Raw genomic sequence first — 24,972 nt, forward strand, 5'->3', positions numbered from 1 at the left:
ATCTCTCGCTCGAAATCGGCGAGCAGCTGCACTTCGCCTCAGCTCATGAAAGCTTCCTCGGAGAATCCGCAGGCCTCGAATACCGGCTGCTCCGGAGAGTCTTTCTCAATGCCGTTGCCACCGCCGCCACCGAGCGCGAGCACGTCCCCGATCTGGAAGCGTGCGCCCTCGAACTCGATGCCGGCATCGGGGCCGTCGCCGGTGATCCCTGTGCCGTAGGGGAAGACGACGGGGGAAAACCATCCCTCCTCCTCGTTTCCCAAACCGAAGCAGCCGAGGTCGTTCACTGCGAGCGCACCGGTAATGAGCGCAGAATGGCCGAAATCGGACCGTTCGGTCTCGGTGAGGAGGCGCCGCTGCGCGGCGGTGTGCAGAGTGACGTACCCGTACGGGGTCGAGGAGATCTCCGGCTTCGGAGCCGCTGAGGGCTGCGCCGCGGGCGGAGCCGGGGCAGGGGATTCCGGCTCGGCGCTCGTGCAGCCGGTGAGGGCGAACGCCAGTAACACGAGCGGGGACAGGGCGGCGAGATGTTTCATGATTCCACGGTTCCTGTCACGCCGACCCGCTCCGGCGGAGCCGTCTGTGTGCTGGCCGGCCGGGGCAGGTGCAGCACCGCGATCAGCCCGCCGCCCGGGCGGCAGGAGAGTGCGAGCGAGCCGCCCCAGGCGCGGGCGGCCTCGTCCGCGAGGGTCAGCCCGAGCCCCAGACCCGGATCGGAAGGCCCGCCGGAGAGCCGGGTGGTGTCGCCGCGGTTGAAGGGCTCGGTGATGGTCGTGAGGGTGTGCTCGTCGAGCTGCGCGCCGGTGTTCTCGATGCGCAGACGCACCTCGCCGTGCGAGACCCCGGCCGACACCCGCACCAGTCCCTCCGGCACGTTGTGCCGCACCGCGTTGCCGATCAGATTGCCGACGGCGAGTTCGAGCAGCGCGGAGTCGACGCGCACGGGCAACGCCTCGCGCACTTCGCAGTCGACGGTCGCACGGAGCTCCGCGGTCCGCGCCGACTGGGTCTCCAGCGCCGCGGCGACGACCGCGGTGAGATCGGTGTCCGGGGCATCGTTCTCCTCGTCCGGGTCGCCCTGCCCGTCTCCGTGGCGCACCTGGGCGAGCGCGAGCAGCGCCGCGATGAGCCGCTCGCTCTTCGCGTTCGCCGCGAGCGCGCGGTGGATGGCGGGCTCGAGATCCTCGGGGATCCTGCCCTGCGCGAGCGGGATCTCGAGCGCGGTGCGCGTGGTGGTGAGCGGGGTGCGCAGCTCGTGGGAGGCGTTCGCGACGAAGCGCTCCTGCCGCGCGAACGCCCCCTGCAGCCGATCCAGCATGCCGTCGATCGTGTCGGCCAGCTCGCGCACCTCGTCGCGCCTGCCGCCGAGGTCGATGCGCTCGTCGAGATCTCCGGCCGTGATGCGCTGCGCGAGGTCCGTGATCTGCGCGACGCGGCGGAACGACCGACGCGAGAGCCAGCGGGCGGCGAGGATCGCGAGGCCGGAGAAGACCGCCAGCGCGAGCGCGGACCAGAGCGCGATCCGCGGCAGCACCTGATCAGTCAACGTCTCGTCCGACGTCTCGTCCGACGCCGACGCCGGTGCCTCGGCCGTCAGCCGAGGCGCGGAGTCGGCCGTGTCCCGCTGCGACCCGTCGCTCGACTCCTCGAGGGGGAGTGCGGACGGCGACGCAGACTCCGTCGCCGTCGGCTCACCCGCCTGGAGATCGACGTCGTCCGGTTCTGTCTCCTGGTCCGGCTCTGTTGTCTGGTCCGGCTCCGTCGCCTGGTCCGCCATCGCGCCCGCCGCCGATTCGGCTGATTCGGCCGAGTCCGCCGTCATCCGCCCGTCCGCCGACACCAGCACCTGCTGCACCACGAGGTACTGGGAGCCGAGCAGCAGCGCGCCGCCGCCGACCAGCACCGCCGCGATGAGCGCGGTCAGACGGGCCCGGGTCCCCCAGCGCGCACCGCGCTCGCCGCCGCTCACGATCCCGGTCCGATCCGATATCCGTGTCCGTGCGCGTAGTGCAGCGCCTCGGGCTCGCCGAGCTTCTTGCGCAGGGTGTGCACGGTGATCTTCACGACGCCCCGGGTGCGTTCGAGGTCGCCGCCCCACACCCGTACGAGCAGCGCTTCGGGGCTCACGAAACCGCCGTCGGCGCGCAGCAGTTCCTCGAGCACCGAGAACTCGCGGGGTGTGAGCTGCAGTTCCCGCCCGTCGCGCGTCGCGAGGCGTCGTGCGGGGTCGACCCGGATCCCAGCCGACTCGAGCGGCGCCTCGGCGTCGGCCCCGACACGGCGTCGCATCGCGCGCAGCCGGGCCAGCAGTTCCAGGTAGGCGAACGGCTTCGACAGGTAGTCGTCGGCTCCGAGGTCGAGCCCCGTCACGCGGTCGTCGAGCGCCGAGGCCGCGGTGAGCATGAGGATGCGCACGGGGTGCCCCTGCTCCCGCAGCAGCCGGCACACGGTGTCGCCGTGCACGCCGGGCAGATCCCGATCCAGGATCAGCACGTCGGCGTCGAAGCGGCCGAGCGCGGCGAGCGCCGTGTCTCCGCCGTAGGCGACCTCCACCTCGTAGCCCTCGCCGCGCAGGCCCTCCGCGAGGGCGTCGGCGAGCTCGCGCTCGTCCTCGGCGATGAGCACCCGCATGCTGCGTCTCCCGTCGTTTCGATGATCCCGTGCTCGGGATCTCCCTCAAGCATGCACCGTCGGCGGTCTGCCCGGGGTTAGGACGGTGCTGGACCGCCCTGTGTTTCAGGCCCGGCGGTGCGTCGATCGGGCTCAGCCCCCGTCGCCCCGGCCCGGCCCGGCACCCGATAGTGCGGCTCTCACCGTTGTTTCGGATCGATTCCAGGAGATTCATCCGAAACAACGGTGAAAGCCGAAGAAAGGCGGGGAGAGGACGGGGACGGAGGCGCGGAGGGACAGCGCGGAACGGCGGAGCGGAACGACAGCGCGGAGGAACGGGGGGGGAGATGCAGGGGAGCATCGGGCAGCGCGCGAGCGCGGGCCGAGCCGCGTGAGAGGATGGCGGGATGAGCGAGGGGAGAAGCGAGCAGCACGGCGCCCGTCGCGGCGGGTCCGGCCGGCGCGGGGGATCGGGGGCGGGTCGCTATGCGCCGAGCCCCTCGGGCGAGCTGCACCTCGGCAACCTGCGCACGGCGCTGCTGGCGTGGCTCTTCGCGCGCGCGAGCGGCCGGCGCTTCCTGATGCGCATCGAGGATCTGGACCGCGCTCGCGACGCGGGATCGGCGGCTCGGCAGCTCGAGGATCTCGAGCGGCTCGGCATCGACTGGGACGGCGATCCCGTGCTGCAGAGCGAGCGGGGCGAGGACCACGAGGCGGCGATCGCTCGCCTCGACGCGGCAGGCCTCGTCTACGAGTGCACCTGCACGCGCCGGGACATCCTCGCCGCGCCGAGTGCACCGCACGCACCGCCGGGCGCCTATCCCGGCACCTGCCGGCAGCGCAGCGAGGAGGAGCGGCGCGCGGCGCGCGAGGCCATCGCTCCCCGGAAGCCCGCGCTGCGTCTGTGCACCGAGCTCTCCGAGCTGGAGTTCGACGACTTGCTGCTCGGACCGACGCGCGGCGACATCGACGACTTCGTGCTGCGCCGCGGCGACGGCACGGTCGCCTACAACCTCGCCGTGGTGGTCGACGACGCGGCGATGGGCGTCGACCAGGTCGTGCGCGGCGACGACCTCGCCTCGTCGACCCCGCGCCAGATCCTGCTGCAGCGACTGCTCGAGCTGCCGACGCCGCCCGCCGTCGAGTACGCGCACGTGCCGCTGGTGCTGGGGCCGAGCGGGGCGCGGCTCGCGAAGCGCGACGGTGCGGTGACGCTCGCGGATCTGCGCGAGCGGGGCGTCGACGCCGAGGAGGTGCTGACCGCACTCGCGGTCTCGCTCGATCTCGCGGTGCCCGGTGAGCACGTCACGACCGCGCAGCTCCTCGGCCGCTTCGATCCGGCGCGCCTCTCTCGGGATCCTTGGACCTGGTCGGACGTGCGCTGACGAACGAGAGCGGCGCGGTGAGTAGCCGGGTAAGGGAGCGCATCGGGGCCGCGTGGCGCGTCAGCGACACGCGAGGGGTCCCCGTCTCTAAGCAACCGGCCGGTTGCTCACCGCTCCGCGCGACCGCCTATTTCTTGAGCGCCTTGATGACACGAGCGAGTGCGCGCCCCGCGACGAACACGAAGGGCACCCCCACCACGAGCAGTGCGATGATGTTGGGCTCGAAGCGCGTCACTCCGTCGCGGGAGACGTAAGCGCCCACGGGAACGGCCATGCCGCCCCCGCCGCCGCCGGATCCCTCGCCCTGCGCGTCCTCGACGCCTCCGCCGCCCTCGCCGGCGCCGAACCCGTACGAGGTGCAGGCGACCGGGATGATCGTCGTGCCGTCGACCTCGATCGGGTCGCCGTAGGCCGAGTGCACACCGACCTGGGTCAGGGTATCCGCGAGCTGCTTCGTGAGATGTGCCATGCCCTCACCCTACCCGCTCGGGAGTTTCCGCGGCAGCCCCCTACCAGCTGTTCTCAGCGCTGTCACGGCCTCGGCGCGCGGGCTCCGGTCGCGGGCGCTTCGGCTCGATGTCGTCGCCCGAGGAGACGTGCTTGATGCGGCGGATCACCCACGGCACGAGGTGCTCGCGCGCCCACACCACGTCCTCCTTGCGCGCGCGACGCCAGTTGTGCACCGGCAGCGGCGGGGGATCGAGCGGGGTGAGATCGTGGGGCACGTTCAACGCGTCGAGCGCGGCACGCGCGATCGTGTGGTGGCCGAGCGCATTGAGATGCAGACGATCGCCGGCCCAGTACCGGCTGTCCTGCAGCTCGTCGAGCGCCCACTGGTCCACGACCACGCAGTCGTGCTTCAGCGCGATCTTGCGCACGTTCTCGTTGAAGATCGCGACCTTGCCCCGGATCGTGCGGAACACCGGCTGGAAGGCCGTGTCGACTCCGGTGAAGATGAGGATCGTCGCGCCGCTCTCGCCGAGTCGCTCGACCACCCGGTCGAGCTTGGCCGCGACCTCGTCGGGGTCGGTTCCGGGGCGGATCACGTCGTTGCCGCCCGCGCAGATGCTGATGAGATCCGGGCGGAGATCCAGCGCGGCCTCCACCTGCTCGTCCGCGATCTGCTGGATCAGTTTGCCCCGTACCGCCAGGTTCGCGTACGCGAACTCGTCGTCGTAGTCGTTCAGCACCTCCGCGAAGCGGTCGGCCCAGCCGCGCAACCCGCCCGGGCTGTCGGCATCGGGATCACCGACTCCCTCGGTGAAGGAATCGCCGATCGCGACGAACCGCGACCAGGGAAGTTCGATACGATCCTCTGCCACTTCTTCGTCCCCATCTCCGGGCGGCGAGCCCATTCTGAGCATGTCAGCATTCGTTACCGATTATCCTAGAGCGCTGTGACAGATGCGGATCCCGAACTTCACCTTCCGGGGACCAGTGCAGCTGAACACCTGCCCCCCGCATACCCGGAGCGCGCCGCGCACGGCACGGCGGGCACCCTGCGCGCCTGGCAGGAAGAGGCGATTCGGCTGTACCTCGAGAAGGAGCCCCGAGACTTCCTCGCCTCGGCGACCCCCGGCGCGGGCAAGACGACGTTCGCGCTCAGGCTCGCCGCGATCCTGCGCTCCAACCACACGGTGAGTCAGATCGTCGTCGTCGCGCCGACGGAGCACCTGAAGTCCCAGTGGGCGGATGCCGCCGCGCGCGCCGGCATCCGGCTCAACCCGAACTACTCCAACAGCGACGGGCTCGGCTACGGCCGCCACTTCCACGGCGTCGCGGTGACGTACGCGCAGGTCGCGATGAAGCCGGTGCAGCATCGACTGCTGACGGAGAACGCCGACACGCTCGTCATCATGGACGAGGTGCACCACGGCGGCGACGCCCTCAGCTGGGGCGATGCGATCCGCGAGGCCTACGGATCGGCGAAGCGCCGCCTCTCGCTCACCGGCACCCCGTTCCGCTCCGATGAGGCGCCCATCCCGTTCGTCCAGTACGCGCCCCAGGGCGATGGCTCCAAGATCTCGCTCACCGACTACGACTACGGGTACGGTCGCGCGCTCGCCGACGGCATCGTGCGCCCCGTCATCTTCATGGTCTACGCGGGCAAGATGCGCTGGCAGACCTCGGCGGGCGAGGAGATGGAGGCCTCGCTCGGCGAGGGCAACACCAAGGACATCACCTCCCAGGCCTGGCGCACCGCGCTCGATCCGAGCGGCGACTGGATCGCGAAGGTGCTGAGCGCCGCCGATCGCAGACTCACCGAGGTGCGGCAGCAGATCCACGACGCCGGCGGCCTCGTCATCGCGACCGATCACGCCTCGGCCAAGGCCTACGCCAGGCAGCTGCAGCAGATCACGGGGGAGGAGGTCGCGCTGATCCTCTCGGACGACGACGGCGCATCCGAGAAGATCGACTCGTACTCCGCAGGGGATTCGCGCTGGATGGTGGCCGTGCGCATGGTGTCGGAGGGCGTCGATGTGCCGCGCCTCGCCGTCGGCGTGTACGCCACCAGCTCGTCGACCCCGCTCTTCTTCGCCCAGGCGATCGGGCGCTTCGTGCGATCCCGGCGCCGCGGTGAGGTGGCGTCCGTGTTCATCCCCAACGTGCCGGCCCTCATGCAGCTCGCGGCCGAACTCGAGAAAGAGCGCAACCACGTGCTCGAGGGGCCGAAGAGCGCCGAGGAGATGTGGGACGCCGAGGCGGCGCTCATGGCCGAGGCCGAGCGCGAGGACCGCGCCTCGTCGGAGCTCGAGGAGGCGGAGTTCAAGTACCAGGCGCTCGGATCCGACGCGCACTTCGACCGCGCCGTATTCGACGGGGCCGAGTTCGGCGGCTACGCGGAGGTGGAGACCGAGGAGGAGCTCGACTTCCTCGGCTTCCCCGGGCTGCTCGAGCCGCAGGAGGTGCGCGCCCTGCTGCAGCAGCGGCAGGCGCGGCAGGCGCGCCGCTCGGCCACGCGGCAGGGGATCCTCGAGCACGCCCCGGAGCGGGCAGAGGCCCCCGAGGCGCTGCACCGCACCCTCGGCGAGCAGCGCAAGCTGCTGAACTCGCTCGTCGGCATGTACTCGAAGGTGTCGGGCGAGCAGCACAAGGACATCCACAGCGAACTGCGCCGCGTCTGCGGGGGGCCGCCCGTCGCGCAGTCGTCCGTGACGCAGCTGCAGAAGCGCATCGACCTGCTGCGGCGTCGGCTGCGGCCGTAGGCCGCGCGCCGCGGGTAGCATGAGGCGCGTGGCGAAGAGGAAGCAGACGAGCGGGGGATCGACACCGGCGACGGTCGCGCTCGCGCGGGCCGGGATCCCCTTCGAGGTGCGGAGCTACGAGCACGACCCCGCCGAGACCGACTTCGGCGGCGAGGCCGCCGCCGCGCTGGGAGTCGCACCCGAGCGCGTCTTCAAGACGCTGCTGGCCGAGGTGGACGGGGCGCTCGCCGTCGGGATCGTGCCGGTCTCGGGCACGCTCGACCTGAAGGCGCTCGCCGCCGCGCTCGGCGGGAAGAAGGCCGCGATGGCGGATCCGGCGCTCGCGGAGCGCAAGACGGGGTACGTCGTCGGCGGGATCAGCCCCATCGGGCAGCGCACGCTGCTGCGCACCGTGATCGATGCCTCCGCGCGGGAGCACGAGACGGTGCTGGTCTCGGGCGGCCGCCGCGGACTCGATATCGAGCTGCGCGCGGAGGATCTCGCGCGGGCGACCGGGGCGATCTGGGCGGGGATCGGACGCGGCGCATAGCGCCCGCCGGGGGAGCCCGGCGCGACGCGCCCGGCCGAGCGGCTTCGATTCGTGCCGCGCTCGTATCCGTGCTAAGTTATTCTCTGTTCGGCCGATGAAGGTCCGGATCGTTCGCGCGGGTGGCGGAATTGGCAGACGCGCTAGCTTGAGGTGCTAGTGCCCGTATTAGGGCGTGGGGGTTCAAGTCCCCCCTCGCGCACGAATGAGTGAAAGAACCCCCTGTTCGCAGGGGGTTCTTCGCGTTTCGCGGCGGCTTTGTCGCGGGGCTCGGAAGTGTGGCATAATTGATCCTTGTGCCACGGTGCGGCACTGCCGTGAGGGTCCGCACGAACCGTGAGCCGAAAACCTCAGTACTTTTTCGATATCCGCGATCCCGACTTGCGGCGGGCGCAGAGAGTAGACAACCATGCAGAAGCTCGACCACGTCGATGCCGCGTCGCTCAAGAGCGACATCCCCGAGTTCCGCGCCGGCGACACCGTCAAGGTGCACGTCAACATCGTCGAGGGCAACCGTTCGCGTGTCCAGGTGTTCCAGGGCGTTGTGATCTCGCGCCACGGCGAGGGCGTCCGCGAGACCTTCACCGTGCGCAAGATCAGCTTCCAGGTGGGCGTCGAGCGCAAGTTCCCGGTGCACTCGCCCGCGATCGACAAGATCGAGGTCGTCACCCGCGGTGACGTGCGTCGCGCCAAGCTCTACTACCTGCGCGGCCTCACCGGCAAGAAGGCCAAGATCAAGGAGAAGCGCGACCGCTAAGTCGCCGCACGGAGCGTTCGTGCACGCTCCGTTCCTGTGACGCTCTCAGGCTCCCCCCTGCGATGGGTGGGAGCCTGAAGTGTCTCTACGGAGTCACTGGGTGGGCGCAATGCGCACCGATCGGATATCGATGCTTGGGGAGTGTTCATGAGCGAAGCCGACACGCCGGAGACCCCGCGGCGGTCGCGCCGCAGCGGGTTCGTCGGGTTCCTGCGAGATCTCGTCGTGATCCTGCTGGTCGCGTTCCTCGTCTCCTTCCTCCTGAAGACGTTCCTGGTGCGCAGCTTCTACATCCCCTCCGTCTCGATGGAGCAGACGCTCAAGGTCAACGACCGCATCCTGGTCAACCAGCTGGTGCCGGGTGTCGTCCCCGTGCACCGGGGCGACGTCGTGGTGTTCAAGGACCCGGGCGGCTGGCTGCTGCCGCGCAGCGTCGACCCGCCCCAGGGATTCGAGCGAGTGCTGCAGTCGGTGGGCCTCGCGGCCGACACCAGCCACGAGTACGTGGTGAAACGGGTGATCGGGATCGGCGGCGATCGGGTCGAGTGCTGCGATGCCGATGGCCGGGTGACGGTGAACGGCATTCCGCTCGACGAGCCGTACATCGTGATCCCGCCCGGCGAGGAGCGCGCGTCCAAGATCGACTTCGACGTGACCGTGCCGCAGGACTCGGTCTGGGTGATGGGCGACAACCGCTACCAGAGCAAGGACTCGCGCTACAACCAGGAGCAGCCGGGACGGGGGTTCGTGCCCGAGAGCGAGATCGTCGGCCGCGCGTTCCTGCTCAACTGGCCGCTGAACCGCTTCACCTGGCTCGGAACTCCGGAGGGCACGTTCACCGGCGTCGAAGAGGCCCGGCAGTGATCGAGGCCCCGCTCGCCGCGCCGTCGAAGGATCCGACGCTCGAGGTCGAGCGGGAGTGCTTCGCAGCGGGCGCGGCGCTCGTGATCGGGATCGACGAGGTCGGGCGAGGAGCCGTCGCCGGTCCCGTCGCGGTCGGGGTGCACGCGGTGCTCGCGGGCATCGACGCGTTCCCCGAAGGGCTGCGCGACTCGAAGCTGCTGAGCGAGAAGCGGCGCGAGGCGATGGCGCCGCTCGTGCTCGAGTGGGGGCCCGGGGCCGTCGGTTTCGGCAGCGCGGAGGAGATCGATGCGCGCGGCATCAACGCCATGCTGGGTGAGGCCGCGCGGCGGGCGCTGCTCGAACTGCACGCGGTCGGGGTGCCCGTCGACCGTGCGGTGATCCTGCTCGACGGCTCGCACGACTGGCTCTCGCCGGTGCTGCGGAATCCGCTCGACGTGCGCACCCGGGTGGGGGCGGATCGCAGCTGCGCGAGCGTGGCGGCGGCGTCCGTGCGCGCCAAGGTGCGGCGCGACGCCGTGATGCGGGAGGCGCACGACGCGCACCCCGAGTACGGGTGGGCGTCGAACAAGGGCTACGGATCCCGCGCGCACTACGACGGGATCGCCGAGCACGGCCTCACCGAGCTGCACCGGCGCACCTGGATCAAATAGGGAGAGGACTCCCGCTGCGCGGTAGTCTGGTCTGGTGAATTCGACACCAGACGCACGCGCCGACGGGCGCTCTCCGGCGCAGATGCGCCCCGTGACCATCGAGCGGGGCTGGAGCGCCCAGGCAGAGGGCAGCGCACTCATCTCCTTCGGCGACACCAAGGTGCTCTGCACCGCCTCCTTCACTCCCGGTGTGCCCCGCTGGCTGGCCGGGAAGGGCACGGGCTGGGTCACCGCCGAGTATTCGATGCTGCCGCGGTCGACGAACGAGCGGATGCAGCGGGAGTCGGTGAAGGGTCGCATCGGAGGCCGCACGCACGAGATCTCGCGGCTCATCGGGCGCAGTCTGCGCGCTGTCATCGACACCAAGGCGCTGGGCGAGAACACCATCGTCATCGACTGCGACGTGCTGCAGGCCGACGGCGGCACGCGCACCGCATCGATCACCGGCGCCTACGTGGCGCTGGCCGACGCGATCGCGTGGGCGCGGGTGCAGGGGCACATCGCCAAGAAGGCGCAGCCGCTCATCGACAGTGTGGCCGCCGTATCGGTGGGTATCGTCGACGGCGTGCCGCTGAGCGACCTCGCCTACGTGGAGGACTCCCGAGCCGAGACCGACATGAACGTGGTGGTGACCGGGACCGGCGACTTCGTCGAGGTGCAGGGGACCGCCGAGGGCGTGCCGTTCAAGCGCGCGGAGCTCGATGTGCTGCTCGATCTGGCACTCGCGAGCGCCGGCGAACTCGCCGAGCTGCAGCGCGCCGTGCTGGCGGAGGAGCGGTAGACATGACGCGGACCCTGGTGCTGGCCTCGCACAACACCCACAAGCTCGAGGAGCTGCGCCGCATCCTCGGCCCGCTCATCCTGGGCATCGAGCTCGTCGGCTACGACGGGCCCGAGCCGGTGGAGAACGGACTGAGCTTCGAGGAGAACGCGCTGCTCAAGGCGCGGGCCGCCGCGGCTCACACCGGCCTCCCCGCCATCGCGGACGACTCGGGCATCGCCGTCGACGTGCTCGGTGGCTGCCCGGGAATCTTCTCGGCGCGCTGGGGCGGGCCGGAGCGCAGCGACACCGCCAACGTCGCACTGCTGCTGTGGCAGCTCACGGACGTCGCCGATGCGCACCGTGCGGCCGGCTTCGTGTGCGCCGCCGCGCTGGTGCTGCCGCCGTCCGGAGACGAGCCGGGCGCGGAGATCTGCGAGCTCGGGGTCTGGCAGGGGAGCGTGCTGCGCGAGCCGGTCGGAGAACGGGGCTTCGGCTACGACCCGATCTTCCGGCCCGAGGGCGAGCAGCGCTCCGCCGCGGAGCTCACCGCGGCGGAGAAGGACCTGCTGTCGCATCGCACCCGTGCGTTCAGCACGCTCGCGCCCGCCATCCGCGACCTCGTCTGACCCCGGAGAGGCCTGAGAACGTCGGCTTGTGAGGACCCTGAGCCCGAGCCCGAGTGCCCCGCATCTGCGCCCTGCGGCACCCAACACGCGAGTGACATCATTTCGATCCAGAGATGGAGATTACGACGATGACGGAACAGCAATCGGGTGGCCTGGTGCGCCCGGATATCTCTGAGAGCGACGCGAGCATCATCGCGCGCGCCTGCTATGGCCTCGAGGTTTCGGCGCGCGAACTCGGCAGCAACCAGGACCGCAACTTCGTGCTCGAGGAGCCCGACGGCACCCGCAGCGTGCTGCGGGTCGACAACCCCGTGTTCGGCGACGACGCCCGTGACGCCCAGCACGCCGCCCTCGACGCCTACCGCGCCGCCGGAGTGCCGGTGCCGGCGGTGCTGCCCGGCTTGGACGGCGCACTCACGCAGCGCTGCGCTCACGGCTACGCGGTGCGGCGAAGCGAGTTCGCGCCCGGCGAGCCTATGGTGGACGCCGGCTACTTCGCGCCCGTGGTGCTGGAGGAGTTCGGCGCCCTCGCCGCGGCGTCGGTGAACGCGCTCGCGGGCCTCGCGCACCCGGGGCTGGCCCGCGAGCACATGTGGACGATGGACGTCGCGCACGCCGAGACGGTGAAGCTCGCACCCGCCATCGCCGACGAGGCGCTGCGCGATCGTGTGCTCGCGATCGCCGACGAGGCGCAGGCGGCGCTGGCGCTCGTGGTCGACGCACTGCCCGTGCAGGCGATCCACGGCGATCTCACCGATGACAACGTGACCGGTCTGCGGGGCGATGACACCCGACTGCACCCGCACACCGTGCTCGACCTCGGCGACCTCGCCTACGGCTGGCGGGTCTCCGAACTCGCGGTCACGGCGTCGTCGATGCTGCACCACGAGCCCGAGCGCCCGCTGCGGGTGCTCGACACGGTCGCGGCCTTCCACCGAGACGCGCCGCTGTCGGCCGCCGAGGCGCGGGCCGTGTGGCCGCTCATCGTGCTGCGCGGTGCGATCCTCGTGGCGAGCGGCTGGCGACAGCTCGAGATCGACGGCGGCAACGACTACGCGCGCGATCGGATCGCGGGGGAGCAGGCTATCTTCGACGCCGCCACCGCCCTGCCGCTCGCGGAGATGACCGAGCACGTGCTCGCACGGCTCGGGTTCGTCGGAGTGCCGGACGGGACCGGTCTGAAGCTGCTGGCGATGCCCGCCCCGAACCCGCCGGTTGAGCGATTGACGCAGAAGGGAGTCGAAACCGAGGCGCAACGCGGTGATTTCGACTCGCTCCGCTCGCTCAATCGGCGAGGTGGGGAGCTCCGCTCGCTGCTGCCGGAACTCGACGGCGACGTCGTGCTGCTCGACCCGGGAGTGGAGTCGGAGGCGCTCGAAGCCGGGAAGTGGCTCGCGGAGGACGGCGAGGAGCGGCTCATCGCGGAGGCGCTGCAGGGCGGGACGGCAGCCGCCGTGCTGCCATACGGCGTGTACCGCCTCACCCGCACCGCGATCGACGCCGCCGACGCGGCCGAGACGTGGCCCATCGGCACCGAGGCATGGGTTGCCGCGGGCGATGAACTCGTCGTGACGGCTCCGCTGGGCGGCACGATCGCTGCGGCGTCCGATCGGGGGATCCTGCTCGATCTGCGAGACGGCTGGTTCCTGTCGATCGATGGCGCGGCCGCCACCGTCGCCGTTGACGAGGAGGTGCAGACCGGCGGTGGCATCGCGCTGCTCGCCGCCGCCGCCGATCCCCGGCCCATCGCCGTCACCCTCTGCCGCGCCGACGCGATCGACGGCGCGGCACCGCCGATCCTCTCCCTCGACGTGCCCGACCCGGGACGCGCGCAGCTCGTCGCGCCTGACCGGGCGCCGGCCTGGCGACGCTTCACTCACGACCCCGCGGCGATCCTGAACCTCGAATCGCTCGCGCAGCGCGACGACTCCGCCGACGAGCAGCTGCGCCGGGAGGGCATCTTCGCCAGCGCGCAGGAGCGCTACTACGAGCGCCCCATGCAGATCGAGCGCGGCTGGCGGCACCACCTCGTCGACACGACGGGCCGCGCCTACATCGACATGGTCAACAACGTCACGGGTCTCGGCCACGGCCACCCCGGCGTGGCCGACGCGGTGAACCGTCAGATCCGCATCCTCAACACGAACTCGCGCTTCCTGTACCGCGAGCTGGCCGAGTACAGCGAGCGCCTGCTCGCGCTGCTGCCCGAGGACAGCGGCCTCGACACCGTGCTGCTCGTGAACTCGGGATCCGAGGCCGTCGACCTCGCCCTGCGCCTGGCGCAGGCCGCGACGGGGCGCAAGACCGTCGTCGCGCTGCGCGAGGCCTATCACGGCTGGACGATGGCGAGCGACGCCGTCACGACGAGCGCCTACGACAACCCCTATGCCCTCGAGAACCGTCCCGACTGGATCCACGTCGCCGACGTTCCCAACCGCTTCCGCGGCACGTACCGCGGCGAGGCGGGTGACGCCTCCGTGGGCGCGCGGTACGCGGAGGACCTCGGCGCCGATCTCGACCGGCTGGCGGGCGAGGGTCGAGGCGTCGCCGCCTTCATCTGCGAGTCGGTACTCGGCAACGCGGGCGGGGTGCTGCTGCCCGACGGTTATCTCTCCGACGTCTACGCGCGGGTGCGCGCCGCGGGCGGGCTGTGCATCGCGGACGAGGTGCAGGTCGGTTTCGGCCGCATGGGCTCGAGCTTCTGGGGCTTCGAGCAGTCGGGGGTGGTGCCCGACCTCATCACGATCGCGAAGCCCATGGGCAACGGTTTCCCGATCGGCGGCGTCATCACGTCGAAGCGGGTGGCCGATGCACTCGCCACGCAGGGCCAGTTCTTCTCGTCGGCGGGCGGCAACCCGCTGAGCTGCCGAGTCGGCATCGCGGTGCTCGACGCGATGGAGGCCGAGGGGCTGCAGGCGAATGCGCGTGTGGTCGGCGATCGCCTCGCCGCGGGCTTCCGGGAACTCGGCGAGCGGCACCCGATCATCGGCCCCGTGCACGGCGAGGGGCTGTACCTCGGCGTGGAGCTGGTGCGGGATCGCGCGACGCTCGAGCCCGCGACGCCGGAGGCCGCGGCGATCTGCGAGCGGCTGAAGGAGCTGGGCGTCATCGTGCTCACCACCTCGGAGCGCTCGAACGTGCTGAAGGTGAAGCCGCCGCTGTGCCTCACCGCCGAGAGCGCCGACTTCGTGATCGCCGCGCTCAACCGGGTGCTCACCGAGGGGTGGTAGCCGCCCAGGCGGCGGGAACGACCGCGCGGTAGACTGCTGGATCATGGCATCAGCGTCACCCACTCCGCAGGCCTCGGCCGATTCGCCCGCTCCGACCGCGCACGTGACGCACTTCGAATGCCTCGAGCCGCAGCTCGAGGGGTCGACCGTGCGGTTGCGGTACGCGGCACGGGCCGGCGACGAGCCGGTCGCCGAGTTCACCGAGGTCGTCGAGCTGCCGGCCGCGCTCGACGGTGCACCCGCGCCGGTCGTCGAGGGTGTGCTGCGCCTGCTGTCGCTCGCCGCTTCGCTCAGCTACTTCAAGGCCTTCGCGCCCGCCGTGCTCGTGGTGCCGGACGGACTCACCGACGCCGAGCGCGCCTTCATCACCGCGCTGATCGGGGGCGGACTCGGGGAGTTCGCCTTCGTCAATCAGATGCCCGAGGTGCTGTCGACCGAGGTGCAGGCGCCGGTGCTGCCGGTCGCACAGGCCGGTGAGCCCGCTGCGACGCCCGCGGATCCGGAGTCCGGCGATTCCCGGCGCCTGCTCGTCGCCGTCGGCGGAGGCAAGGACTCGATCGTCTCGATCGAGTCGCTGCGCGGCGCGGGCCTCGACGTGGGCCTCTTCGCGGTCAACACCCAGCCGCCGATGGCCCGTACGGCCGAGGTGGCGCAGCTGCCGCTGCACGAGGTGCGGCGCCGACTCGATCCCGAGCTCTTCGCGCTGAACGCCGCCGGGGCGCCCAACGGCCACATCCCGGTGACCGCGGTCAACTCCCTCATCGCGGTGCTCACGGCCCTCGCGCTCGGATACGACGGTGTGGTGTTCAGCAACGAGGCCGGATCCTCGTACGGCAACTTCGCGTGGGCCGGCCGCGTCATCAACCATCAGTGGTCGAAGGGCATCGAGTTCGAGCGACTGCTGCGCGAGACGCTGCCGGCCGGAGCCCCGGACTACGTATCGCTGCTGCGGCCGATCAACGAGATCCGGATCGCGCGGCGCTTCGCGACGCTCACCGACTACCACCCGGTCTTCACGAGCTGCAATCGGGCCTTCCGCATTCACGGCGCGTCGGCGACCTGGTGCGGAGACTGCCCCAAGTGCCGCTTCATCTTCCTGATGCTCGCCCCGTTCGTGCGCCGCGACGAGCTGCTCGAGATCTTCGGCGGCCGCGACCTGTTCGCGGACGAGGGGCAGCTGACGGGCTTCCTCGAGCTGCTGGGCACCGACGGACTCGTCAAGCCGTTCGAGTGCGTGGGCGAGCCCGATGAGTGCCGCGTAGCGCTGTCCCTGCTGCGCGAGCGCGACGACTGGAGCGGCCATCCCTTCCTCGGCCGTCCCGAGATCGCCGGGGTCTCGGCCACCGCCGCCGAGCGCGAGGCGGTCTTCGCCTGGCACGCGGGCGAGCACTTCCTGTATCCGCAGCTGGAGGCGGTGGCCCGTGCGATTTGACGAGCTCGACGGCAGGGACGTCGTGATCTGGGGTGCGGGCCGCGAGGGCCGCGCCGCGCACGCGGAACTCGCGCGCCGCGGGGTCTCGGCGACGATCGCGGTGACCGGGGTCGGATCCGCGCCCGATGACCTGCGGGCCGTCGCCGTCGACGGCGATGAGGCACTCGACCGTCTGCTCGCGGCCGAGGTCGTGGTGAAGTCGCCGGGGATCCCGCGGACCTCGCCCGATTTCGTGCGGATCGCGGAGAGCGGTGCGAGACTCACCTCGCTGATGGATCTCTGGCTCAACGAGAACGCGGATCGTGTGATCGCGGTGACCGGCACCAAGGGCAAGAGCACCACCGCGACGCTCGTGCGCCACGTGCTCGACGCGCTCGGCTATCGGGCCGCACTCGCGGGCAACGTCGGGGTCGCGGTCGCCGGCGACCTCGATCCGCAGGTGCAGGCCGCCGTGACCGAGGTGTCGAGCTATCAGGCCTCCGACCTGACCGCGTCGCCCCGCGTCGCGGTGCTCACCTCGCTGTATCCCGAGCACCTGCCGTGGCACGGCGGCTACGAGCGCTACGTCGCCGACAAGCTCAATCTCGTCGCGCACGGCCCCGAGACGGTGGTCGTGCCGTCGCGCGAGCACGAGCTGTTCGACCTGGCCGCCGAGCGGGCGGGGGAGCGCACGCGCATGATCACTCCGGGGGAGCTCGGGATCCGCGCGCACGACGACCGCCTCGTCTGGGGCGGCGTGGGAGAGCTCTCGGCAGACGACTTCGGGCTGCGGGGGGCGCACAACCTCGTCAACGCGGCGCTCGCGCTGACCGCGGTGCACGCCTTCACGGGAATGGGCGACGCGGATCGTGCGCGCGCACTGGACGCCGTGCGCACGTTCGCGCCGCTGCAGCACCGGCTCGAGGTGATCCCCTCGGGTGACGGACGCACCTGGATCGATGACAGCCTCGCCACGGCGCCGCAGGCGGTCGTCGCGGCGCTCACCGCCTACGCCGATGCGCGGGTGACCCTGATCGCCGGCGGAGCCGAGCGGGACCTGCCCTTCGCGCCGCTCGTCGACTACCTCGCGGAGCGCGGCGATGCGTTTCCCGTGCGGGTGATCGGCACGGGCCCCGCGGGGGCCAGGCTGATCGCGGAGGCGGACGATCGGGTTCCGCGGACGCTGCTGGCGCGCAACTTCGCAGACGCGCTCGCGCTCGCGCGCTCCGGCTCGACCGAGCGCGAGGTGATCCTGCTGTCTCCGGGCGCTCCCAGCTTCGACGAGTTCGCCGACTACGAGGCGCGGGCCGCGGCGTTCCGGGCCGCCGCCGAGTCGACGGCCGACGGGGAATAGCCCGTACTACGAGCCTCGGCCGCCCCATATCCCGAGCCCGAGGAAGATCGCACCGACGAGCAGGGTGAGCGCCGTCTCCCACGGACGCAGATCGGTCGCGGCGATCCGGGCGAAGATCCCGGTGATACGCGAGGACACCCGCGGGAATCGCTTCCAGGCCCAGGCCAGCGCGACATACGGGGCGACGAGCGCGACGACGAAGACAGCGTAGGAGACCACTCGGATCGTGTCGTCGTCGCTGACCCCGCGGATGATGCGTGCGGTCAGGTACATCGTCGCGATACCGCTGACGCCGATGACGGCGTTCGAGGCTCCGATGAGCAGCATCGCCCACGGTCGGTCGGCGGGGGTGCGCCGGGGCTTCCTGGGACGCCGCGGCCTGCGCGCCCGAAGGCCCATGACCAGGGACGCGAGGACGAACAGGACGCCGGCCGTCAGGTCGACGCTTCGGCGCACCAGCACCTTCTCGACGTCGTCGTCGACCAGCGTCTCGAAGCTGCGGGGATCCACGATTTGGAGCAGCAGCAACAGGACCGTCGAACCGATCACGAGGCCGATGAGCATGCACCCGATCGCACGGTCCGGCCGGGAGGCGTGCGTGAGCACGCGCAGCGCGACGGCGATGAGCGTGGGACTGAACCCCATGACCACCCCGAGGCCGATGAGGCCCACGATGGCACCGGCGAAGCGAATCAGATCCCCGTCAAGCACGCCTGCAACGCTACTGGTGCGGTCGACCTCCCGCCAACAGCGGCCGAGGAACTGCTGCACGGGCGCCGCAGCGACGGAGCGCTGCGAGATCAGTGACGCACGGCGGGCGAACCCTCGACGATGTCGCCGCGGGGTTCCGAGCGCAGGCGTTCCGAGCGCGGCCCGACTGCGCGCAGGGCGCCGAGGATCGCGACGAGGTCGACGACCTCCTGCAGCCAGGCGCCGATCAGCGCCGGAAGGAACCCGAAGGCGGCGATGAGCATCAGGGCGATGCTGATGATGATGCCGAGCCAGATGCTCTGCAACGCGATCCGCACGGTGTCCTTCCCGATGCGCACGGCGCGCGGAAGCGAGGCGAGGCTGTCGTATCGGTTCACGATGTCGGCGGACTCGCTGGCGGCGGTGGCGCCGCGGGCTCCCATCGCGAAGCCGATGTCCGCTGCAGCGAGCACGGGGGCGTCGTTGAGGCCGTCGCCGACCATGATGAGCGGCCGGGGCTGCACCCCGCTCACGATGCGCACCTTGTCCGAGGGGCGGCACTCCGCGTGCACCTCGCCGATGCCGAGATCTGCCGCGATCGGATCGGCGGTGGCCGCCACATCGCCGGTCACCATGAGCGTGCGTTCGATCCCGAGCCGCTGCAGCTCCCGGAACACCTGCGCCGCCTCGCCTCGGACTTGATCGCGCATCACGATCGTGCCCGCGAAACGGTCGTCGGCCGCGACGTAGATCGCGAGTTCCCCGGGCCTCAGCGGCGCGAGCGTCAGACTCGGCGCATACTCGCGGACCCAGGAGGGCTTGCCCACGCGCACCGTCGTGGAAGCGCCCTCCGGGCCGAACACGAGCGACGCGGCGACGCCGTTGGTGGCGGCCTCTTCGGCGCGTTCGGCGTCGAGCAGTCTGCAGCCGTGCCGCTTCGCGGTGGCGACGACCGAACCCGCGAGAACGTGGGAGGAGTAAACCTCGGCCGAGGCGGCCAACTGCAGAACCTGCTCCTCGCTGAAGCCGGGCTCCGGGAGGACGCGTTCGAGCACCGGTCGCCCGGTCGTGACGGTGCCGGTCTTGTCGAAGGCGGCCGAGCGAACCCTGGAGAGCTGCTCGAGAGTGCCTCCGCCCTTCACGATCAGGCCGAAGCGCGCAGCCCGGCTCATACCGCCGAGAAACGCGACCGGAGCTGCGATCAGCAGCGGGCACGGAGTGGCGACCACCAGCACCTCGGCGAATCTCACGGCCTCACCGCTGACCGCCCACGCGATCCCCGCGATGATGAGCGATAGCGCCGTGAACGGCACCGCATAGCGGTCCGCGAGGCGCACGACTCTCGCCTTGCTGCTCGCGGCCTGCTCGACGAGGCGCACGATCTGCTGGTACTCGCTGTCCGCCGCGACCGCCGCGGCGCGCATGGCGACCGCGGTCGCGCCGTTGACCGCTCCGCTGGACACCCGCTCGCCCGCCGCGCGGTCGACGGGCAGGCTCTCTCCGGTGAGCGAGGACTCGTCGAACACGGCATGCTCGGATACGAGGATCGCGTCGACGGGCACGAGCGCGCCGGGGCGCAGGAGCAGCAGGTCTCCCACCTCGACCTTCTCGACCGGCACGTCCGTCGTCGTCGCCTCTGCCATCGCACCGTTCGCGGGGACCCCGTCGTCGCTCAGGAGCAGGGTCGCTCGCTGCGGGGACTTCCGCAGCAGAGCCGTGAGCTCTCGCTTCGAGCGGTTCTCCGCGTAGTCCTCGAGCGCGGCCCCGCCGGTGAGCATGAGCACCACCACGAGCGCCGCCCACGGCTCGCCGACGAGCACCGCGGCCGTGATCGCGGTCACCGCGAGGATGTCCAGCCCCGCGTGCCCCTTGAGGAGTTGCCGGATCATGCCGACCGCTTCCCACGCGGCAACCGCCAGCGCGTAGCCGCCGACGATCCACGCGGCGAGGTCTCGCGACGGGGTGGTGAGCAGGATCAGGCCGATCGCCGCCACCGCCAGGGTCGCGAACACCAGCGGATATGCCGTGATCGCGGCGCGCACTCGTGTCATTCTCCAAGCTTCGCAGATCGGCAGTCGTGCGGGCGCTCAGCCGTCCGCGCGGGCGGACCTGTCGCGACGGCTGAAGAGCAGTGTGATACTTACCACTGCGAGCCAGGCTGAAAAGAGAAAGTCGAGTGGGCCCGCAAACGCGCCGGTGAGGGTGAGCAGCAGACCGAGCACTTGTCCGAGACGGGCGAGCCAGGTCGGAAGCGTTCCGAATCGCAGGGCGATGGTCGATGTCGTCATCATGAACACGCCGGCGAACCTGGACGCAGCGATCCCCCAGAGCCCGAACCAGAGTCCGTGCGCGAGTGCAACAGTCGAACCGTTCAGGCTCTCCTCACCGCCGAAGCGAACGACCAGGGTCGGAGCGGCCGCGCACACCGCAGCAGTCGTCGCCAGGATCGCGAACACGATGCCACTGCCGAGAAAGACGGTCGCATAGAACTTGTCTTCGCGTTCAGCAAGCCGTCGGCGAATCACCGCAATGAACCACAAGAACGACACCATGCCGAGCACGCCCAAGCTCAGCCCGAACTCCACCGTGGAGCGATTGCTCGGATCGCCGTACCAACTGAGATCGCGACTGGCGGTGTCCACCGCGGTGCCCACGCCCGGCTGGCTTTCGATGAAATAGATCGACGCCGTCATCAGCATCGCCGCAGCAAGACCCTCGAGAGATGCCCCCGCGCCCTCAAGAGATGCCTGCACGCGAGACAGCGCCTGACGAACCCTGCCGAAGGCACCAGAACGACGTCCGTCTAACTTCCGCCCTTCGGCCATGCGGCCTATTTTACTCGAGCGACTGATGCTGTGGCAGCCCGATTTCGACGCGAATGGCCCGGACCCGGAAAAGCCAGCCCCAGGACAGGGTCCGAGTCATCCGTGGTGCGCGAGGGGGGACTTGAACCCCCACGTCCGAGGACACTGGAACCTAAATCCAGCGCGTCTGCCAATTCCGCCACTCGCGCGTGGTGCCGCAGGGCACCGGACCAGCCTACCGTTCGCGCTCAGTCGACGACGCGCGCGCCCTCGGGCAGGCTGGTGCCGGCGGGCAGGCGCACCGTGACGTAGCCGGCATCGGCGTCGGCGACCGGGGGAGCCGGATCCCGGAGCTCGCTCTCGATCGCCCCCGCCGTGAGCTCCTCGCGCTTCGTGGTGGGGTGGTGGTGGCTCATCTTGTCGATCCACGCGAGGGCGAGCGCCGACACGATGAAGGCCAGGTGGATCGCGACCTCCCACATCACACCCTCGGAGGAGTAGATGACCCGGCCGCTTCCGTCGACGACCACCCCGCCGTCCATGCGGCCGACCTCGATGAAGGTCTTGAGCAGGTGGATCGAGGAGATCGAGATGATCGAGATCGCCAGCTTCACCTTGAGCAGGTTCGCGTTGACGTGCGAGAGCCAGTCGGGCTCGTCGTGGTGACCCTCGACGCGGATCTTCGACACGAAGGTCTCGTAGCCGCCGATGATCACCATGATCAGCAGGTTCGCGATCATCACGATGTCGATGAGCGCGAGCACGCTGAGCATGACCTCGGTCTCGCTGATGTGGCCCTCGATGATGGCGTTCTCGACCAGGTGCCAGAGCTCCACGAAGAAGAGCACCACGTAGACGGCCTGCGCGATGATGAGGCCGAGATACAGGGGGGCCTGCAGCCAGCGGCTCGCGAAGATGAATCCGGCGAGCGTGCGAGAGGCGGCGCCCGGCCCCTTCGCGGTGCTGCGCTCGATCGGCGGTGCTGAACGGTCGATCACGGGCGTCCTTTCGCTTCTGGTCTGGGGTAAATGCTAGCGGGGGATCGATTCGTCGAGGCTGGGAGCCCGCAGTGACGCGACGGTGCGGGCTCCGGCGAACGCTAGAGATCTAGAGATGCAGAATGGCCCGGGCGATCATGAAGTAGATGACGAGGCCCGTCGCGTCGACGAAGGTCGAGATGAAGGGGTTCGAGAACACCGCGGGATCGACTCGCACCGCGCGCGCCAGCAGCGGCATGCACCCGCCGACGGCCGCGGCCACGGTGCACACGGCGAGCAGCGTGAGCCCGATCACGGCGCCGATCGCGGGGGAGTAGACGAAGCCGGCGATCGCGAAGCCGAGCGAGCCGAGCAGCAGCCCGAGCATGGCGCCCGCGCGCAGTTCGCGCGTGAGCACCCGCGCGATGTCGCGGGGGCGCACGTCGCCGAGCGCGAGCGCCCGGGTGACGGTCGTCGCCGCCTGGTTCCCGGTGTTGCCCCCGGTGCCGATGAGCAGCGGCACGAACAGGGCGAGCACGGTCACCTGGTCGATCGTGGCCTCGAAGACCGAGAGCACCTGCACGGTCAGCGTCGCGCCGACCGCCAGCACGAGCAGCCAGACCACCCGGGATCGCACGAGCGACCACACCGGGGTCGACAGGTAGGGGCGCCGCAGGGGTTCGGTGCCGCCCTGGCGCGCGGCGTCCTCGCTCTCCTCGTGCTCGAGGATGCGCACCGCGTCGTCGATCGTGAGCATGCCGAGCAGGCGGCGCTCGCTGTCCACGATCGGCATGGCCAGCAGGGAGAGGTCCGTGCAGCGGCGGGCGACGAGCTCGGCGTCGTCGGTGGCCTCCGCCGTCTGAGCCGGCTGCATGAGCGTCTCGACGGGAGCGTCGGATCCGGCCCCGAGCACGTCGCGCAGGCTGACCACGCCGACGACGCGCCGCGCGTCGTCCAGCACGGGGATCGTGTACACCGTCTCCGCGTCGCGCAGCCGCTCGCGCACGCGGTCGAGCGTCTCGCCCGCGCTGAAGCTCGCCCGCGTCGACACGTACTCGGGTGTCATGCGCCGCCCGACGCTGCCCTGCGGATAGCCGAGCAGCCCGGCCGTCAGCAGTCGTTCCTGCTCGGGCAGGTCGCGCAGCAGCCTCGTGGCGAGGGCGGCGGGCAGCTCCTCGAGCAGCCACGCCCGGTCGTCGGGGTCGAGCTCTGCGAACAGGCGGGACACCTCGGAGTCCTGCAGGCCGTGCAGCAGGTCGCTCTGCAGCGCCGGTGGCAGCGCGTCGAACGCCTCGAGCGCGCGCTCCTTCGAGAGCAGACGGAAGACGACGGCGCGCTGACGGAGCGTCAGGCGGTCGAAGATCGGGACGAGATCCGGAACCGGCAGCGAGGCGATGGTCTCGGTGAGCGCGGTGAGGTCGCGGCTCGCGAGCTGCTGCTCGATCGTTCCGGTGAGGTGGTCGATGGTGCGGATCGGCTGGGTGGTCATGACGACACTCCTTCGGGCGGAGCGCGCACGGCCCGGTGCGCGCATTCCGGAGATCTGAGGAAGCCGGACGCGCGCCGATCCCGCCTAGTTCGAACGAGGCGAGGAGGCGAGCGCGATGCCCGGCTGGTGACTGCAACTGTCACTGGACACGGTGAACTCACCTCGTTTCGCTCGATGGCTGTGGGGACTGGTCGCGACCGGCGGAAGGCGCCGTGCCTGGTCCCGCGCACACTGTAGCACGGGGTATGATGGTGCCCGCGAAGGGGAGTATTCCGATTCGCCCGTATCGTCAATACGCCGTGCGCCGACCGCGCGGCCGGTGCGGGCGCGGCACTGCTGCAGGCATGTGCCGGGAAGAGACTTTCGGCGTTTCGCGCACCCTGCGCCGGCCGAAAGAAAGTGGACCTCTGTGACCTCTGTGCTCCCGCTCTGGTTCGAGATCGGATCGATGATCGTGCTCGTCGCGATCCTCTGCATCGATCTGCTCCTCATCATCAAGCGCCCGCATGTGCCGAGCATGCGCGAAGCCAGCCTGTGGGTGGGCTTCTACGTGCTGCTCGCGCTCGTCTTCGCCGGATGCATGTTCCTGCTGGGCGACGTGCAGCACGGCACCGAGTTCCTCGCCGGCTGGCTCACCGAGTACAGCCTCTCGATCGACAACCTCTTCGTGTTCGTCCTGATCCTCGGCAGCTTCAAGGTGCCGCACGCCTATCAGCAGCGCGCGCTCATGATCGGCATCATCCTGGCGCTGATCTTCCGCGGGCTGTTCATCCTGGCGGGCGCCGCGATCATCGAGCGCTTCATCGCGGTCTTCTTCATCTTCGGCGCCTGGCTCATCTGGACCGCCTGGCAGCAGGTCAAGCCCGGCGGGCACGACGACCAGGGCGAGGGACTCGCGGTTCGACTCGCGAAGAAGATGTTCCCCTTCAGCGACGACTACGACGGGGGCAAGCTCCGCACGACGGTCGACGGCAAGCGCATGTTCACGCCGTTCCTGCTCGTGCTGATCTCGCTCGGCGCGACCGATCTGCTCTTCGCGCTCGACTCCATCCCCGCGATCTTCGGCATCACGCAGAGCCCGTTCATCGTGTTCACGGCCAACGTCTTCGCGCTCATGGGTCTGCGCCAGCTCTACTTCCTGCTGGGCGGCCTGCTCGACCGACTCGAGTACCTCAAGTACGGCATCGCGGCGATCCTCGCCTTCATCGGCGTGAAGCTCATCCTGCACGCGCTGCACGAGAACGAGCTGCCCTTCATCAACGGCGGCGAGCACGTGCCCGTACCCGAGGTCAACATCTGGCTCTCGCTCGGCTTCATCGTCACGGCCATGGCGGTCGCCACCATCGCGAGCGTGGTCAAGATGCGCCGTGAGGCCCGGGCGAAGGGCGAGCGAGTGCACCTCGGCGCGGCGGAGCAGCGCGACGGGCATGACGGCACGGGGGCTTCGCCGAGGCACCACTGACCGCGCGACGATCGCGGGTCCCTCGGTAGTCCGACCGGGCTCATGGGAGAGCGGAGCGGCCGAGTGGTAGACTCGTCCGCATGCGTTTGCGGCGACAGCTTCTTCACAGCCGCGGCGGGGTCTAACCCATCGGTCACCCGCCGCGGAGTTCTCGTATGGCCGATCCAC

22 protein-coding genes and 2 tRNA genes are annotated in these 24,972 nt (G+C 70.4%); 13 read left to right on the forward strand and 11 right to left on the reverse strand.

Features of this window, described 5'->3' with window-relative positions; genetic code table 11:
* Nucleotides 1-38 precede the first annotated feature (38 nt).
* The 3 genes from AMS65_RS08745 to AMS65_RS08755 are packed head-to-tail and all read right to left on the reverse strand — an operon-like array spanning nucleotide 39 to nucleotide 2,631.
* Entirely contained in the window at nucleotides 39-536 is a 498-nt protein-coding gene (locus AMS65_RS08745; RefSeq protein ID WP_053383789.1) for a hypothetical protein, read from the reverse strand.
* Nucleotides 533-1,969: a sensor histidine kinase gene (locus AMS65_RS08750; RefSeq protein ID WP_053383790.1), complete on the reverse strand. Its 1,437-nt coding sequence runs from the start codon at nucleotides 1,967-1,969 to the stop codon at nucleotides 533-535. Before AMS65_RS08750 ends, AMS65_RS08745 begins: the two co-directional genes overlap by 4 nt.
* Entirely contained in the window at nucleotides 1,966-2,631 is a 666-nt protein-coding gene (locus AMS65_RS08755; RefSeq protein WP_053383791.1) for a response regulator transcription factor, read from the reverse strand. The genes AMS65_RS08750 and AMS65_RS08755 overlap by 4 nt, the downstream gene beginning before the upstream one ends.
* A 386-nt stretch (nucleotides 2,632-3,017) precedes the next feature.
* Between AMS65_RS08755 and gluQRS the strand changes: the two genes are divergently transcribed.
* Nucleotides 3,018-3,995, forward strand: a complete 978-nt coding sequence (gene gluQRS, locus AMS65_RS08760; protein WP_053383792.1) for a tRNA glutamyl-Q(34) synthetase GluQRS — start codon at nucleotides 3,018-3,020, stop codon at nucleotides 3,993-3,995.
* Between the two features lie 127 nt (nucleotides 3,996-4,122).
* Here gluQRS and AMS65_RS08765 read toward each other — a convergent pair whose 3' ends face one another.
* The gene (locus AMS65_RS08765; RefSeq protein WP_053383793.1) at nucleotides 4,123-4,464 is read right to left on the reverse strand and encodes a spore germination protein GerW family protein; all 342 of its coding nucleotides are present in this window, start codon (nucleotides 4,462-4,464) and stop codon (nucleotides 4,123-4,125) included.
* Nucleotides 4,465-4,504: 40 nt separating this feature from the next.
* Nucleotides 4,505-5,350, reverse strand: a complete 846-nt coding sequence (locus AMS65_RS08770) for an SGNH/GDSL hydrolase family protein (protein WP_053383794.1) — start codon at nucleotides 5,348-5,350, stop codon at nucleotides 4,505-4,507.
* A gap of 42 nt (nucleotides 5,351-5,392) precedes the next feature.
* Here AMS65_RS08770 and AMS65_RS08775 point away from each other — a divergent pair, with 42 nt between their 5' ends.
* The 11 genes from AMS65_RS08775 (at nucleotide 5,393) to murD (ending at nucleotide 17,382) form a co-directional block, all read left to right on the forward strand.
* A complete protein-coding gene (locus AMS65_RS08775; protein WP_053383795.1) occupies nucleotides 5,393-7,201 on the forward strand; it encodes a DEAD/DEAH box helicase in 1,809 nt (602 codons plus the stop codon).
* Between the two features lie 28 nt (nucleotides 7,202-7,229).
* Nucleotides 7,230-7,730 (forward strand): Cys-tRNA(Pro) deacylase, encoded by a 501-nt coding sequence (gene ybaK, locus AMS65_RS08780; protein WP_241489392.1) that lies wholly within the window; start codon nucleotides 7,230-7,232, stop codon nucleotides 7,728-7,730.
* A gap of 113 nt (nucleotides 7,731-7,843) precedes the next feature.
* Nucleotides 7,844-7,929: transfer RNA gene (locus AMS65_RS08785), tRNA-Leu, on the forward strand.
* Between the two features lie 207 nt (nucleotides 7,930-8,136).
* Nucleotides 8,137-8,484 (forward strand): 50S ribosomal protein L19, encoded by a 348-nt coding sequence (rplS, locus tag AMS65_RS08790; protein ID WP_053383797.1) that lies wholly within the window; start codon nucleotides 8,137-8,139, stop codon nucleotides 8,482-8,484.
* A 147-nt stretch (nucleotides 8,485-8,631) separates the two neighbouring features.
* Complete coding sequence (gene lepB / locus AMS65_RS08795) at nucleotides 8,632-9,348, forward strand: signal peptidase I (RefSeq protein WP_053384120.1); 717 nt, start codon at nucleotides 8,632-8,634, stop codon at nucleotides 9,346-9,348.
* Nucleotides 9,345-9,998, forward strand: a complete 654-nt coding sequence (locus AMS65_RS08800; protein ID WP_241489393.1) for a ribonuclease HII — start codon at nucleotides 9,345-9,347, stop codon at nucleotides 9,996-9,998. The genes lepB and AMS65_RS08800 overlap by 4 nt, the downstream gene beginning before the upstream one ends.
* Before the next feature lie 34 nt (nucleotides 9,999-10,032).
* Nucleotides 10,033-10,779: a ribonuclease PH gene (gene rph, locus AMS65_RS08805; RefSeq protein ID WP_075200927.1), complete on the forward strand. Its 747-nt coding sequence runs from the start codon at nucleotides 10,033-10,035 to the stop codon at nucleotides 10,777-10,779.
* A 2-nt stretch (nucleotides 10,780-10,781) separates the two neighbouring features.
* Nucleotides 10,782-11,387, forward strand: coding sequence for an RdgB/HAM1 family non-canonical purine NTP pyrophosphatase (gene rdgB, locus AMS65_RS08810; protein ID WP_053383798.1), 606 nt, complete (start codon nucleotides 10,782-10,784; stop codon nucleotides 11,385-11,387).
* Nucleotides 11,388-11,515: 128 nt separating this feature from the next.
* Complete coding sequence (locus AMS65_RS08815) at nucleotides 11,516-14,617, forward strand: aminotransferase (RefSeq protein WP_053383799.1); 3,102 nt, start codon at nucleotides 11,516-11,518, stop codon at nucleotides 14,615-14,617.
* A 43-nt stretch (nucleotides 14,618-14,660) separates the two neighbouring features.
* Nucleotides 14,661-16,049 carry a hypothetical protein gene (locus AMS65_RS19790; RefSeq protein WP_053383800.1) on the forward strand — a complete coding sequence of 463 codons (1,389 nt, stop codon included), beginning with the start codon at nucleotides 14,661-14,663 and terminating at the stop codon, nucleotides 16,047-16,049.
* Nucleotides 16,039-17,382, forward strand: a complete 1,344-nt coding sequence (murD, locus tag AMS65_RS08825) for a UDP-N-acetylmuramoyl-L-alanine--D-glutamate ligase (protein WP_053383801.1) — start codon at nucleotides 16,039-16,041, stop codon at nucleotides 17,380-17,382. The genes AMS65_RS19790 and murD overlap by 11 nt, the downstream gene beginning before the upstream one ends.
* A gap of 6 nt (nucleotides 17,383-17,388) precedes the next feature.
* On the opposite strand, the gene AMS65_RS08830 is transcribed toward murD, so the two are convergent.
* The 6 genes from AMS65_RS08830 to mgtE form a co-directional block, all read right to left on the reverse strand.
* Complete coding sequence (locus AMS65_RS08830; protein WP_053383802.1) at nucleotides 17,389-18,093, reverse strand: hypothetical protein; 705 nt, start codon at nucleotides 18,091-18,093, stop codon at nucleotides 17,389-17,391.
* A gap of 89 nt (nucleotides 18,094-18,182) precedes the next feature.
* The gene (locus tag AMS65_RS08835) at nucleotides 18,183-20,123 is read right to left on the reverse strand and encodes a heavy metal translocating P-type ATPase (protein ID WP_053383803.1); all 1,941 of its coding nucleotides are present in this window, start codon (nucleotides 20,121-20,123) and stop codon (nucleotides 18,183-18,185) included.
* 36 nt (nucleotides 20,124-20,159) lie between these two features.
* Nucleotides 20,160-20,897 carry a hypothetical protein gene (locus tag AMS65_RS08840; protein ID WP_157502173.1) on the reverse strand — a complete coding sequence of 246 codons (738 nt, stop codon included), beginning with the start codon at nucleotides 20,895-20,897 and terminating at the stop codon, nucleotides 20,160-20,162.
* Nucleotides 20,898-21,000: 103 nt separating this feature from the next.
* Nucleotides 21,001-21,085 (reverse strand) — tRNA-Leu (locus tag AMS65_RS08845).
* A gap of 39 nt (nucleotides 21,086-21,124) precedes the next feature.
* The gene (locus AMS65_RS08850; protein WP_075200929.1) at nucleotides 21,125-21,874 is read right to left on the reverse strand and encodes a TIGR00645 family protein; all 750 of its coding nucleotides are present in this window, start codon (nucleotides 21,872-21,874) and stop codon (nucleotides 21,125-21,127) included.
* 109 nt (nucleotides 21,875-21,983) lie between these two features.
* Nucleotides 21,984-23,342, reverse strand: coding sequence for a magnesium transporter (gene mgtE / locus AMS65_RS08855; RefSeq protein ID WP_053383805.1), 1,359 nt, complete (start codon nucleotides 23,340-23,342; stop codon nucleotides 21,984-21,986).
* 409 nt (nucleotides 23,343-23,751) lie between these two features.
* Between mgtE and AMS65_RS08860 the strand changes: the two genes are divergently transcribed.
* Nucleotides 23,752-24,804 carry a TerC family protein gene (locus tag AMS65_RS08860; RefSeq protein ID WP_053383806.1) on the forward strand — a complete coding sequence of 351 codons (1,053 nt, stop codon included), beginning with the start codon at nucleotides 23,752-23,754 and terminating at the stop codon, nucleotides 24,802-24,804.
* The last annotated feature ends 168 nt before the right edge of the window (nucleotides 24,805-24,972 follow it).

Source organism: Leucobacter celer subsp. astrifaciens (assembly GCF_001273835.1).
GTDB classification, from domain to species: domain Bacteria; phylum Actinomycetota; class Actinomycetes; order Actinomycetales; family Microbacteriaceae; genus Leucobacter; species Leucobacter celer.